This window comes from Segatella copri (assembly GCF_019249655.2).
In the GTDB taxonomy this organism is placed as follows: domain Bacteria; phylum Bacteroidota; class Bacteroidia; order Bacteroidales; family Bacteroidaceae; genus Prevotella.
Genome location: NZ_CP137557.1, coordinates 222148 through 235694, shown reverse-complemented (window position 1 = coordinate 235694; position 13547 = coordinate 222148). Strand labels below are relative to the sequence as shown.

Genomic DNA, 13547 nt, shown 5'->3' with positions numbered 1-13547 from the left:
AGGGAGGATATAACAATGAAGAATAAGAATATTTTTAAAGCATTATTGATAAGCGGATTGTTGCTCGGTACAACAACATCATGTAGTGATTTCCTCGATCAGCAGTCACCTTCGGAGCACACTCCTGATGCGGTAGCAACTTCACCTTACTATACTAGTCTTGTATTGAACAAGGCATATGGTGAACTGACAGAAGAGGGTATCTACGGACAGTTGATGGGTATCACCCTCGGTACCAACTCAGATATTGAGCTGATAGATGGTCAGGACGCATCTACCACTTCACAGACCAACAGTGAGCGTGGTGTCTGCAACTTCAACATGGTAGCTGGTAGCTGGTCTAAGATTCAGACCAGCTGGGACAAGCTTTACGAGGGTATCGAATACAGCAACAATGTAATCGAGCTCGTAAACAACTTCGACACACAGAGTGGCAATGAAACCAAGAGCAACATCAAACTGATGCATCGCTACCGTGCTGAGGCTATCACAGTAAGAGCACTCCTCTACTTCAACCTGGTAAGAAACTTCGGTGACGTGCCAATGAAGTTGGAAGGAACTAAGACAGACTTGAGCAACATCTACGTAGGCAAGACCGACCGTGATGAAATCATGGACAGCATGATCGTAGAGTTGGAGCGAGCTATCCCAGACCTTTGCTGGGTAGGCGAGAACTCATATACCACAGAGCGCATCACCAAGGGCTATGCTCATGGCTTGCTCGCACAGATTGCCTTGCAGCGTGCTGGATGGGCTATCCGCGAAAGTCAGAAAGACGGATATGAGACTGCTACAGAGAACAGCGACCCTACCTATCCTACACAGCGTCCAGGTGCAGCTGAGCGTACCAAGTATTATAAGTTGGCACAGACTCATCTCAATGAAATCATCAGTAAGGGCATTCACCAGTTGAACCCAAGCTATGAGAACGAGTGGTATCTCATCAACCAGAACAAGCTTGATGACAAGTACTACGAGAATCTCTTCGAAGTAGCACTGGGCGTTAACAGAAGTGGTGAGTTAGGCTATACCATCGGTGTTCGCATTAATGGTTCTTCTTCACGCTATGGTAAGAAGGGTAACTCATCTGGTAAGGTTAAGATGACAGCTCCTCTCTTCTGGTCATACGACCACAAAGATCAGCGTCGTGACATAACCTGTGTTCCTTACACCCTGAAGGAGACAGATGGTGTGATGAAAGAGTCATTCGACAAGAACGCACCATTCGGTATCTACTGCGGTAAGTGGGATATCCGTAAGATGAGTGAGGAATGGCGTCAGGCTGCCTTGGGAAGTACAGAAAAGGTATGTACAGGTATCAACTTCATTACCCTGCGCTACTCTCAGATTCTTCTGATGTATGCTGAAGTAATGAATGAGCTTAACGGCAATCCTGACGCTACTACAGGTGGCGTAAACGGATTAAGTGCCCGTGACGCTCTCGGCATGGTACACGAGCGTGCTTTCGCTGATGCCAACAAGGCTGATGCCAAGGCATACGTAGCTGGAATTTCTTCTGACAAGGATGCATTCTTCAATGCCATTGTTGACGAGAATGCCTGGGAGTTTGCAGGTGAGTGTGTACGTAAATATGAGTTGGAGCGCTGGAACCTCCTGAGCAAGAAGATAGACCAGTTTAAGGCTGACTATGAGGCTCAGATCAATGAGTATCCTGCTAAGCTCTATTACAAGACCATCAAGACTGCTACAGATGAAAAGATTGATATGAATTCTGTATGCTGGTATGAAGTTCCTGAGAATACAGCCGGCTACGAGAATGTAACCTGGTGGGGTGCAGAGGTAACCGATAAGGACCAGAAGAACCTTAAAGGCAAACTGCCATTCATCAGTTCATATCTCAATACAACTGTAAAGAACCGCTACCTACTCCCTATCGCTACATCAAGTATCGCCGATTCACAGGGCAAGTTGAGTAATTCTTATGGGTATTAATAAGCGATTGCTATAAAACAGCAATTCATCAACCATTCTAATAAAAGATAAAATTTGAATAATAATGAATTTATCTAAAATTAATAAAAGCGCAATCTCCGGAGCACTCATGCTCCTGGGATTTGCTTCATTGACATCTTGTACCGATGACAATGACTGGAGTGTTGACGCTAGCTACGACCGCTTGTTCCACTCTATCGAACTTTCGGTTACTCCTCTGGACGACCGCGCTGAGGTGAGCTTCAAGAAGATGCCAAACACCGACTATTACATCATTGAGTACAGCACAGACTCTTTGTACAACGATATTCCTATGGGCGGCACCGATCATAGCGTTGTTGACTCAACAATTGTAGATACTCCTGACAGCATCTACAATCTGGATGGAAACACAGAGTACTACATCCGTATCAAGGGTCGCAGCTTAGACGGAAAGTCTTCTAACTGGAAATACTTGGATAAGTTTAAGTTTAAGACCAAGGCTGAACAGATTATCACAGGTGTTGATGTTACATCAAGCACAGCTACCGTAAGCTTCATTGCAGGTAAGACCATCGATGCTGTTTACTATTACAAGAGTTCAGAAGATTCTACCAAGGTTGACTTCACTGCCGAGGACGTTGCAGCAGGTAAGCTGACCATTACTGGCTTGAAGGCTAACTCTTCATACAAGGTGAAGTTGTGGAACAAGGAGAATCTGAGAGGTACTTATTCATTCAAGACTACCGAAGCTTACCCTGAAGGCTTTGATGTCATGACTCTTGCCGAGGGCGAGGACCTGGGTACCATTTTGAAGGAAGCAACATCAGACAAGGTTGTCATTGTTATGCCTAAGAATGCAACTTACCAGATGACAAGTTCTGATACTGGCGAACAGAAGGGACTCACTATCCCAGCCAACATCAAGAGCATCTACTTCTGGGGAGCATCTGGTGCCGTTTCTACATGGAAGGTGAAGGAAATCAAGATTGAGGGCGAAAAAGATCTCATCCGTTTCTACAACCTCAACTTGGAGAATAAGGACAACAGCGCAGACTACATCCTCAACTTGAACACGGACGATAACATCGGTTCTATTCAGTTCGATAAGTGTAATATCAAGAATACCCGTGGTATTATCCGTCTGCAGAAGGAAATTAAACCTGCCATCGGTAGCATCAACTTCAACAACTGCTTAATCAATAAGATCGGTTCTTATGGTGTGTTGGCAGCAGGTAAAGATGCTCCAGAGGCACAGTTGGAAACAGTAAACCTCACCAACTCTACCATCACTAATCTCTCAGCAGGTTCTATGATTGCTGTAGCCAACAGCATGACAAAGGTAAATGTAGATCACTGTACATTGTATGACGCAGTTGTGGGCAGTAAGTATCTCATCGATACCAACAAGAACAACAATATTGTTCCTAACGTTAGCAACACCCTCATCGGTCAGAGTGCAGCGTTGGCAGATGCAACTGCAACAAGTTACAAGAACGCTCCATTCGTTGATGTATATTATACCAATGAATACACTTGGAAGTCAAAGTTGCATATTGGAGATCCTGCAGATATTTCATCTACAGAACTTTGGGTATCACCTTCAACAGGTGATTTCACTATCCAAGACAAATACCAGAGTAAGTATGGTAACTTCGGCGACCCACGCTGGATTGTACAGTAATAGTACTTACATCTGATAAATAATATGATTAAAGGTGCAATGTCCTCATCAAAAGTCGGGCATTGCACTTTTTTTTATTTTCTCTTATTCTCTATCTCATTTTTACAATTATTTTCTTGGAAGTTACGAAGAAAAAGCGTATCTTTGCAACGTGAACATAACATCGCAAAGATATGGCAAGATACATCAACCCATTCACAGACTGGTCGTTCAAACGAATCTTCGGCCAGGAATACAGCAAGGACTTGCTGATAGAATTCTTAAACCAGCTTCTCCTGGGAGAACAGCACATCAAGGATGTGAAGTTTAAGGACAAAGAGATGTTGCCAGAAACAAAAGACCAGCGAGGAATCATCTACGACGTCTTTTGCGAAACTGACACAGGTGAGCACATTATTGTTGAGATGCAAAACAAGAGTCAGCCCTACTTCATAGACCGTTCTCTTTACTATGCATCAAAAACGATAGTAGATCAAGGCGTAAAAGGACGATGGGATTATCATCTCACGCCTGTTTATGTAATCTGCTTCATGAACTTTAATGTAGATGAAAATACGCCAAAGAAGTTCAGAACAGATGTTGTGCTTGCAGATAAGGAAAGCGGAGAGGTTTATTCAAACAAAATCCGTTTTATCTACTTAGTGATGCCTCTTTTTAAAAAGAAAGAAGCAGAATGTACTACGTTTTTTGATTGTTGGATTTATAATTTAAAGCATATGGAGACTTTAGAACTAATGCCTTTTGAGGCTCAGCACAAGATATTCAAGAGATTGGCAGAAATCGCTGACTCCAAGACCCTGACAAAAGAAGAACAGGAGAAATATGATAACAGCATGATGGTCATGTGGGACAATTATGCAGCACTTGAGCATGCCGTTAACAAAGGCATAAAAGAGGGTATGGAGAAAGGTATGGAGAAAGGCATGGAGAAAGGCATGAAAGAAGGAGAAAAAAAGAAAAGCCTGGAAATTGCCAAGAAGCTTCTGACCTATAACACCCCTTTGGATATCATAGCTAATTCTACAGGCCTATCTATTGAAGAAATCAAGAAATTGAAATCATAAGAAATCTAGTGCAATGCTTATTTACTTGGAGCATTGCACTTTTTTGTTTCCTATTATAGTTCATAAAGATAAGGCTGATAAATTGCGTAATCGTTTTCGTGTTTTTTCTATACTGATTGCATCAGTAATCGAAAGAAAAGTAGTAACTTTGCCAAAAAGAAATTAAACCTAAAAAATATGAATAGAAAAATGATTAAAACCATCGTGCTCGCTGCACTCATGGCTGTGCCTTTCTTTGCCAAGGCACAAACTTTTGCCGGCATCACTGCTGAGCAGAACGCACAGAACACCCCTGCGGGTTGGACTGCAGTCAACTTACCTCAGTTGCCTGCTATCACTTCGGCAAATACGTTTAACATCAAGGATTATGGTGCCTCTACATCTGCTGCAGATAACACCAAGGCTATCCAGAAAGCTCTTGATGCGGTTCCTTCAACTGGCGGTATGGTCGTAATACCTGCAGGTACCTGGATGTTTGGTAGCACAGACCAGATGACCAGCAAGACCGAAGTGCTCAGCATCAAGGCGAAGACCATCCTCCACCTCTGCGCAGGTGCCACCCTGAAACTCGTGGAATATGGCAAGGCTCCTAATACCAAGACTGTCTTCATCGGCGGAAAGAACAAGGGCAAGAACGTTACCGACGTTGTTATCGAGGGTGAAGGAGAAACTTCCATCATCGACGGTCAGGGCGCACGCTGGTGGCTCGCAAGAGAGAATGGTGAAACCTTCAATCCTGGTGCCATGATTCGCTTCGAGCAGGGCAAGCGCTTCTTGCTCCGCAACTTCAAGATTCAGAATACTCCGGGTGTGAACATCACCATCAGCAACAGCGGTAAGGCTAGCCATGCAACCATCCATGATGTAACCATCAGTGAACCTTCATCTGAAGCTGGCAAGGGAAAGGCATCTCATAATACAGATGGTATCTCTATCTGGGGTCCATACGTTAATATCTACAACTGTAACATCAGCAACGGAGATGACAACGTAGTTTGCGACAACGATGCACAGTATATCCATGTATGGAACTGCTATTTCGGAACGGGTCACGGAGCTTCTATCGGCAGCTTCACCGAAAACATCAAGCATGTATGGTTTGATCAAATCACCATGAACGGTACTACTGCGGGCATCCGCATGAAGACTGGTCAAGATGTAGATAAAACAACTAACAAGGTAACTCTGCGTGGCGGTGGTGAGGAAGACTGGAAGTTCACCAACTTCACCATGACCAACGTGAAGAATCCATTCTCTATCGACTGCTTCTACGACAAGAACTACAACAGCGATCCTGCCGTAGATAAGGCAAATGCAAGAGCTTTGGATAGCACTACCCCAACCTACACCGACATTCTGCTTCAGAACGTGAAGACTACAGATGTTTGCGATGGCAATGCCATCTTCCTGGTAGGTCGCCCTGAGAGCCACATCAAGAACGTGACACTCGACAACGTGCAGATTTCAGCCAAGAAAGGCATCGATATCCGCTTTGTAGATAATCTCGTATTCAAGAACAACTCTAAGATTACCGTAAGCAGCGGTTCTATCTGGCTCAAGAAGTTTGATTCTACATGGGATGACCAGTGTGGTGCTACATCTACAGGTTCTACCGTAACAGACACAAAGGGTCCTTTCACTTTGAACTCAAAGACTTTGACTGATAAGAAAGCCGGTTCATTCAGCAATGGCTTCGCTATCAGCAACGAGAAGGGAAAGTCATACGATGTCGGTTCAGGTACTACTTATATCAAGTTTAGCGCCAACCAATACACCATCATCATTCCTGATGGAGTAAAGATAACCAAGATGGATATTGAGGGCCGTAACAACTATGATACTGCTGATGCCTATATCGGTGAAATTAATGGTACGAGCTATGATGCAGACACCTACATTTTCCCAAAGGACAAGAGCGTGAAGAACTATACTGTGGAGTTTAATTCACCAGTAGAACACACGCTTACTTTCACTCCAAAGGTAAAGCAGTGCATCTTGCAGTTCACTCTCTATACAGAAACATCTACAGGCATCAAGAATATAACAGCCATCACCCAGCCAGCCGACAACAACGTTTACGACTTGAGCGGCAGAGTGGTAAAGAGCAATGCTAAGGCTGATGATTTGAAGAGCCTCAACAAAGGTATCTACGTTTTCAACAACAAGAAATACGTAACTAAATAAGTTACTTAAAAATAGGTAACGGAATAGTTTACTTAAAAATTATCGGTAACAATGAAAATAAAATCTCATTCACTCTTGTGCCTTCTCGCAACCATCGCTCTGAGCTCTCCACTCACAGCGATGGGAGTAAACGCACAGAAGGCTGCTTCACATACATGGAATCCGAACGTGAAGAACGGAATGTATCGCAACCCGGTGATTGACGCCGACTACTCTGACCCAGATGTATGTCGCGTGGGTAATGATTACTATATGACTTCCTCTTCCTTCCAGTGTTTCCCAGGCTTGCAGATTCTGCACAGCACCGACTTGGTAAACTGGGAGATTATCGGAGCTGCCCTACTCAATGACTATCCTGTATTGCCAGAGTATCAGGGCACAGACTTGGACTGGCGCAAGAAAGTTCAGCATGGCAACTATGTGTGGGCACCCTCTATCCGCTATCACGACGGATGGTTCTACATCTATTGCGGCGATCCAGACCAGGGTCTCTTCATGACCAAGACACAAGATCCTCGTGGTCCTTGGGAGCCTATCACTTGGGTGATGAAGGGAAAAGGTTTGATAGACTGCTGCCCGCTGTGGGATGAAGACGGCAAAGCTTATCTTTCGCATGGCTGTGCCGGTTCAAGAGCCGGCATCAAATCGGTGCTCTTCGTGGCTCCTATGTCACCAGACGGCACCAAGGTGATTGGTCCTTCACGCATCGTATATGATGGTCACGAAGACCAGCCTACCATCGAAGGCACCAAGTTCTACAAGCGTAACGGCTACTATTACATCATGAGTCCTGCGGGCGGCGTGAAGTATGGCTGGCAGGTAGAACTGCGTTCAAAGAATCCATACGGTCCTTACGAGGAGTATGTGGGCATGGCACAGGGAAAGAACAAGAAGGTAAACGGTCCTCACCAGGGTGCCTGGGTAGATACACAGAACGGAGAGGACTGGTTCCTCCATTTCCAGGATAAGCATGCCTACGGACGTGTGGTGCATCTGCAACCAGCCAAATGGGTGAACGACTGGCTCGTTATCGGCGACGACAAGGATGGCGACGGCTGCGGCGACCCTGTTCAGCAATGGAAGAAGCCAAACTTGCCATCAAGCGGAAACTTCCAGCCTAAGGAATCGGATGATTTCAACAGCATAGATCTCGGTCTGCAATGGCAGTGGAATGGTCCTTACAGTCAGTACTGGTACTTCTGCGATGCCAAGAAATCCAAGTTGCGTCTCTATGGCGTGCAGCAGGCAGAAGATGTAAAGAACCTGTATGATCTGCCAAACCTGCTGCTCCAGAAGCTCCCTACAGAGAATTTCACAGCCACAGCGAAGGTTAAGTTCATTCCTAACCGTACAGAGGCTTACAAGGAGAAAGATAAGGTACTGGGCGAAAGCGCCGGTATGATTATGCAGGGCATGGACTATGCAGCCCTCAAGTTTGTTGATACCAAGGACGAAGGTGTTGTATTGCAATATGTAACCTGCGAGAAGGCTGAGAAGGGAAAAGCTGAGAAAGTGGTAGAACAGATTGCCATCAAGACCAGCAAGCAGCCTCAGCCTTACACGGTGAAATATGCCGTAGACGACATTCCTTCATCCCGCATCGCCACACAGGACGTATGGCTTCGTGTAAAGGTACACAGCAAGGGCATCGCCAACCAGATACAGGCTATCGCAGAATGGAGCTACAGCCTGGATGGCAAGAAGTTCATCAAGATAGGCAATCCGTTTACCGTGCGTGAAGGCAAGTGGATTGGAGCGAAACTCGGTTTCTTCAATACCCGCACAGCCAAGAAAAACGATGCAGCCTTCTTCGATATCGACTGGATTCACTTTGAAAAATAACGCTTCCTTCCGGATTCGTTATGATCAATGTATAATTTTTGGGAAATAAAAAATCCCCCTCACCGCAAACCAATGCAGCGAGGGGGATTAATAGTTATGAGTAATCTAAAATCTAATCCTTCTTTTCTTCTGTAGGCTCAGCCTTTGCTGTCTTCTTGGCTGGAGCCTTCTTGGCAGCAGGCTTTGCTGCAGGCTTCTTAGCTGAAGCCTTAGTCGCCTTCTCTCCACGGAGCTTAGCTACCTCTGCCTCAATCTTCTCAATCTTAGCCTGGAGACGGGTAATCTCCTTATCCTGCATCTCGATTTCCTGATCCTGGTTGGTAATGGTAGTCAGAAGTCCCTCCAACTGCTCATTATCCACCTCAGTAGGATAAAGGTTGTTTACTCGGGAGATGAAGTCACCAAGGATATTCATATAGTTGGTGAATGCATCGAATGGGCTAGAATAGATGCCACGATCCAAACCTACGTTGCTTGGCTTGGTGGTCATGAAGCGGAAGTTATTGCTTGCCTGCAGATAATCCCAGTCCTGATTGATTCGTGGGTCATTGGCAATGCGAACACGGTCGGCTACGCTATAGAGCTTGTTGAAAGCCTCACGCTGCATTGGGTTACCGAGCCAAGAGCTTACATCGCGTTCCTCATCTACCCAACTCAATGTATCAGGTACGTTGATCTCGCCAACAGACTTCATCTTCTGGCAAATCTCTGTAGGAGTAGAGAAGGTGATGCCACGATCCTTTGCACACTGAGGCAAAGCCTTCATAAACTCGAGGATATTGCTTGACAGAGGCTGAGCGATGCCCAAAGCAGACAACTCCATGAAGATATTGATTACCTGCTCCTCCTGTGGAGTGGCAGCAATTTCGTTCATGTAGTTATCAGCGAAGAGTGGATAGCCCTCCCAATCGCTGTTAGAGAAGCGGAGAGAGATATCGTCGCTCAAACGGATATCACGGAGCAAAAGCTTGAGTTTTGGATTCATCGCACAATGATAGACATAGTGAGGTGACTTCCAACCCAACACATGCTTAGCACCCTCGGTAAGCATACCGATGAAGCCCATATCAGCTACCTCGGCACCAATCTCATCGCTATAGATGAGAGAAGAGTTACGGAGCACAGTAGGTTTCTTGCCGAAATATTCCTCAATCTTGGTGCACTGGCGCTCTACCTCAGACTTGAAGCTCATCTCGTTGACCAAGGAAGCAAGACCATGAGAATAAGGCTCTGCAAGGAACTCCACGCAACCAGTCTTATTCAATTCCTGCAACTTCTCCAATACCTGAGGCGCATGGAGCTCCAACTGCTCCATACCCACACCAGAGAGAGAGAAGGCAACCTTGAAGTACTGGCCGTTCTTCTCAATCATCTCCTGAATGGCATTCAAGGCAGGCATATAGGAACGCTCCGCAATCTCATTGATACTACGATCATTCTCATAATCATCATAGTAATAATGATCAGTACCGATATCGAAGAAGCGGTAGCGTTTCAGATGGGTAATCTGATGTATCTCGAAATATAAACAAATTGTTTTCATAATTATTAATTATTAATTTTTGATTATTAATAGCCCACTATTTCCATCCCAATGTCTTGAGATAGAGATTCTTGATGCGAGCTCCCACTTTCTCCCAGGTAATCTGGTCTACCTCTTTTCTGCCTTCCTCCGAGAGATAGTCAAACAGGCTCTCGTTGTGGCAGATGCTGTAGATGGCATCAGCCAGGGCATGGATATCCCAGTAATCCACCTTGATACAGTTGGTGAGGATTTCTCCACAACCACTCTGCTTAGAGATAATGGTAGGTGTGCCACACTGCATCGCCTCCAGAGGAGAGATACCGAAAGGCTCACTCACAGATGGCATCACATAGACATCGCTATCCTTCAGGCACTCATATACCTGCTTACCACGCATGAAGCCTGGGAAGTGGAAACGGTCGGCAATGCCTCTTTCGGCAGCAAGATAAATCATCTGGTCCATCATATCGCCCGAACCTGCCATACAGAAACGCACGTTGCGGGTACGGTGCAATACCATATTGGCTGCCTCTACGAAATACTCAGGACCCTTCTGCATGGTGAGACGTCCCAGGAAGGTTACCACCTTCTCCTTACCCTTATGGTCAGGACGTGGGATATCCTGCCACTCCTGCTTCAATGGATACACTGCATTGTGCATGGCGAAGCACTTGCGTGGATCCTGGTGATACTGGTTAATCACGGTCTGGCGGGTCAACTCAGATACACACATGATGCAGTCGGCATTGTCCATACCATCCTTCTCTATAGAATACACGGTTGGGTTCACCTTACCACGGCTGCGGTCGAAATCAGTAGCATGCACGTGGATGCACAGAGGCTTGCCGCTCACTCTCTTGGCATGGATGCCGGCAGGGAATGTCAGCCAGTCGTGGGCATGTATAATATCAAATTCTTCGCTACGGGCTACAACACCAGCAATGATGCTGTAGTTGTTGATCTCGTCGTGGAGATTAGATGGATAACCACCGGCAAAGTCCATACAGCCGAGGTCATTCACATTCATATAGTTAAAGTCGGCATAGATGTGGTCACGATAGCGGAAATAGTCATCAGGATTCATGATGTTGCCCACACGCTGCTGCACATAGTCACGATTGACGTCGCGCCAGGCGATAGGCACACTGTTCATAGCCACAAATTTACATGCACTGCGGTCCTCATCGCCGAAAGGATGAGGCAGGCACAGTGTAATATCAACATCACCCTGGGCATGCAAGCCCTGAGTGATACCAAAGTTGGCAGTAGCCAAGCCACCAAATACATGAGGAGGATACTCCCAGCCAAACATTAAAACTTTCATATAGCGTCCTCCTTATATTAATATTGATACTTTTCTAGTAATTCGAGCGCACGGAGTATCTCTGCTACGTTCATAGCAAAAGATATGGCACCACGACCAGAGAATGGTGGATTGCCATCGAAGAGCTCGCTGATGGTACCGAGGCAGTGATAAGACATCTCATCCTCATAACCCACCATCTGGCGCTCTACGAAGCTCAAGCGAGTACGCTTGTACAGCTTCAAACTTGCCTCCATGTAGAAACCGCCGAGCCATGGCCATGCCGTACCCTGATGGTAAGCATAGTCGCGCTGAGTCTGAGGACCTACATAAATAGGATTGTAGCCACCGCTCTTAGGAGAGAGTGAACGCAATCCCTTAGGAGTCAGGAGTTCACGTGTACAGATATCAAGCACCTTCTTCTTCTGGTCTTGCGACAAAGGAGAATAGTCGAATGCTACAGGGAATATCATGTTTGGTCTAACACTCCAATCCATCATATTGCCATCCACGTAATCGTAGAGATAGCCATACTCATTGAGGAATGTATCTACAAACGACTTCTTGGTAACCTCTGCGCTAGCCAGCAATTCCTGCTGAGCAGCCTCATCACCTGCGGTTTCTGCCAAGGATGCACAGAAGCACAAGGCATTATACCACAGAGCATTAAACTCTACGATATAACCTGTACGAGGTACCACAGGGCGACCATTGGCAGTAGAGTTCATCCAAGTTACAGCCTTGTCTTTACCATTGGTATAAAGCAGACCGTTCTCCATCAGCTCCAGGTTAGGATGCTTGTTGTCTTGGATGAAATGAATTACGTCTTTGATAAACTGACCATACTTCTTGTAGCACTCCTCCTTAGAGGTCTCCTTGGCATACTGCTGCAGAGCCCAGATAGCCCAAAGAGGAACGTCAGGCATCTCGATTTCCGAGATATGAGCAGTAAGAGGCTTGCCCTCCATAAACTCATAGTAACCACGCATGGCAGTCTTCATCACCAACTCAAAGTAGTCGTTCTCCTCGATAGAGAGGGTAAGACCCGGCAGAGAGATGAATGTATCACGGGCACGACACTTGAACCAAGGATAGCCCGCCAAGATGTATCGGTCGTCGTTCTTTTCACGACGATGGAACTGATGCGCTGCATTCACCAGGCAATGGAAGAAATTATCACGTGGCGAACGCTCATCCACTTCTTCATCAAAGAGCTTCTTCAAGCTACTGGTCTTGATTTCAGAAGTAGAGGCAGCAAAGACGATAGTCTCACCCTTCTTGATACCCATCTCGAAATATCCTGGCACATAGAGGTCTTCGTTAGAAGCATAACCTCTCTCCTGCTCCTTAGGATATTCCACGCCACGATACCAATCTGGGCAGAATTTAAACTCGTTCTTCTTAGAGAACTGCATATAGAGATCTGGATAGCCAGCATACATGCAAGTCTTGATTCCGTTGTCTACTCCAGAATAGTCACGAGATGCAGTGGCATTCTCATGTGTAAACTGGCGGACGCTACGGAAAGCCAAGAATGGACGGAAACGAAGTGTAGTGGCTGAATGACCATCCACCAGCGTATAGCGAATCAGGATTCTGTTCTCATAATGCTGGAAAACTACCTCTTTCTTGAGGACTACACCACCCACGCGGTAAAGTGTTGTAGGCACCTTATCGCAATCAAACTCACGAATGTACTTATGACCCATCGGACTGTAGTTGTTGCCTTGGTACTTGTGCAATCCGAGATTGAACTCAGCGCCATGCTGAATCACTGTAACGTCGAGCGAACTTAAGAGCACGTGATTATCATCGTCCAGTTCTGGTACTGGAACGACAAGCAGTCCGTGATACTTTCGTGTATTACAGTCTACAATCGTTGAGCACGAATAAGCACCCGAGCGGTTTGTACGTAACAACTCTTTTGGCAATGACTCTTGCAAATTAGTCATCAGGGCCTTTTCGAATTTTAGATAACTCATAGATCTATATTAAGGTTTTGAATTTTTGTTG

Annotated in this window: 8 protein-coding genes; 5 read left to right on the top strand and 3 right to left on the bottom strand. The window is 45.7% G+C overall.

Going from position 1 to position 13547, the window contains the following annotated elements; all coding sequences use genetic code 11:
* Window positions 1–15: 15 nt before the first annotated feature.
* The 5 genes from KUA49_RS00920 (at window position 16) to KUA49_RS00900 (ending at window position 8706) form a co-directional block, all read left to right on the top strand.
* Window positions 16–1953, top strand: a complete 1938-nt coding sequence (locus KUA49_RS00920) for a RagB/SusD family nutrient uptake outer membrane protein (RefSeq protein WP_203051428.1) — start codon at window positions 16–18, stop codon at window positions 1951–1953.
* A gap of 64 nt (window positions 1954–2017) precedes the next feature.
* The gene (locus KUA49_RS00915) at window positions 2018–3616 is read left to right on the top strand and encodes a DUF5123 domain-containing protein (protein ID WP_203051426.1); all 1599 of its coding nucleotides are present in this window, start codon (window positions 2018–2020) and stop codon (window positions 3614–3616) included.
* Between the two features lie 173 nt (window positions 3617–3789).
* Complete coding sequence (locus KUA49_RS00910) at window positions 3790–4680, top strand: Rpn family recombination-promoting nuclease/putative transposase (RefSeq protein WP_203040853.1); 891 nt, start codon at window positions 3790–3792, stop codon at window positions 4678–4680.
* Between the two features lie 177 nt (window positions 4681–4857).
* Entirely contained in the window at window positions 4858–6864 is a 2007-nt protein-coding gene (locus KUA49_RS00905; protein WP_218412090.1) for a glycoside hydrolase family 28 protein, read from the top strand.
* 51 nt (window positions 6865–6915) lie between these two features.
* Complete coding sequence (locus tag KUA49_RS00900; protein WP_218412089.1) at window positions 6916–8706, top strand: glycoside hydrolase 43 family protein; 1791 nt, start codon at window positions 6916–6918, stop codon at window positions 8704–8706.
* A gap of 112 nt (window positions 8707–8818) precedes the next feature.
* Here KUA49_RS00900 and KUA49_RS00895 read toward each other — a convergent pair whose 3' ends face one another.
* Genes KUA49_RS00895 through KUA49_RS00885 form a run of 3 tightly spaced genes read right to left on the bottom strand, consistent with a single transcriptional unit; the run spans window position 8819 to window position 13516 of the window.
* The gene (locus tag KUA49_RS00895) at window positions 8819–10249 is read right to left on the bottom strand and encodes a glycoside hydrolase family 57 protein (protein ID WP_203051420.1); all 1431 of its coding nucleotides are present in this window, start codon (window positions 10247–10249) and stop codon (window positions 8819–8821) included.
* A gap of 37 nt (window positions 10250–10286) precedes the next feature.
* A complete protein-coding gene (locus KUA49_RS00890; protein ID WP_203051418.1) occupies window positions 10287–11555 on the bottom strand; it encodes a glycosyltransferase family 4 protein in 1269 nt (422 codons plus the stop codon).
* A gap of 17 nt (window positions 11556–11572) precedes the next feature.
* Window positions 11573–13516 (bottom strand): glycogen debranching enzyme N-terminal domain-containing protein, encoded by a 1944-nt coding sequence (locus tag KUA49_RS00885; protein ID WP_203040858.1) that lies wholly within the window; start codon window positions 13514–13516, stop codon window positions 11573–11575.
* Window positions 13517–13547 lie beyond the last annotated feature (31 nt).

What these genes read in the sequence shown, in the direction of transcription:
- KUA49_RS00920 (WP_203051428.1), top strand. Translation starts at nt 16, where the DNA reads ATGAAGAATAAGAATATTTTTAAAGCATTATTGATAAGCGGATTGTTG.
- KUA49_RS00915 (WP_203051426.1), top strand. Translation starts at nt 2,018, where the DNA reads ATGAATTTATCTAAAATTAATAAAAGCGCAATCTCCGGAGCACTCATG.
- KUA49_RS00910 (WP_203040853.1), top strand. Translation starts at nt 3,790, where the DNA reads ATGGCAAGATACATCAACCCATTCACAGACTGGTCGTTCAAACGAATC.
- KUA49_RS00905 (WP_218412090.1), top strand. Translation starts at nt 4,858, where the DNA reads ATGAATAGAAAAATGATTAAAACCATCGTGCTCGCTGCACTCATGGCT.
- KUA49_RS00900 (WP_218412089.1), top strand. Translation starts at nt 6,916, where the DNA reads ATGAAAATAAAATCTCATTCACTCTTGTGCCTTCTCGCAACCATCGCT.
- KUA49_RS00895 (WP_203051420.1), bottom strand. Translation starts at nt 10,249, where the DNA reads ATGAAAACAATTTGTTTATATTTCGAGATACATCAGATTACCCATCTG.
- KUA49_RS00890 (WP_203051418.1), bottom strand. Translation starts at nt 11,555, where the DNA reads ATGAAAGTTTTAATGTTTGGCTGGGAGTATCCTCCTCATGTATTTGGT.
- KUA49_RS00885 (WP_203040858.1), bottom strand. Translation starts at nt 13,516, where the DNA reads ATGAGTTATCTAAAATTCGAAAAGGCCCTGATGACTAATTTGCAAGAG.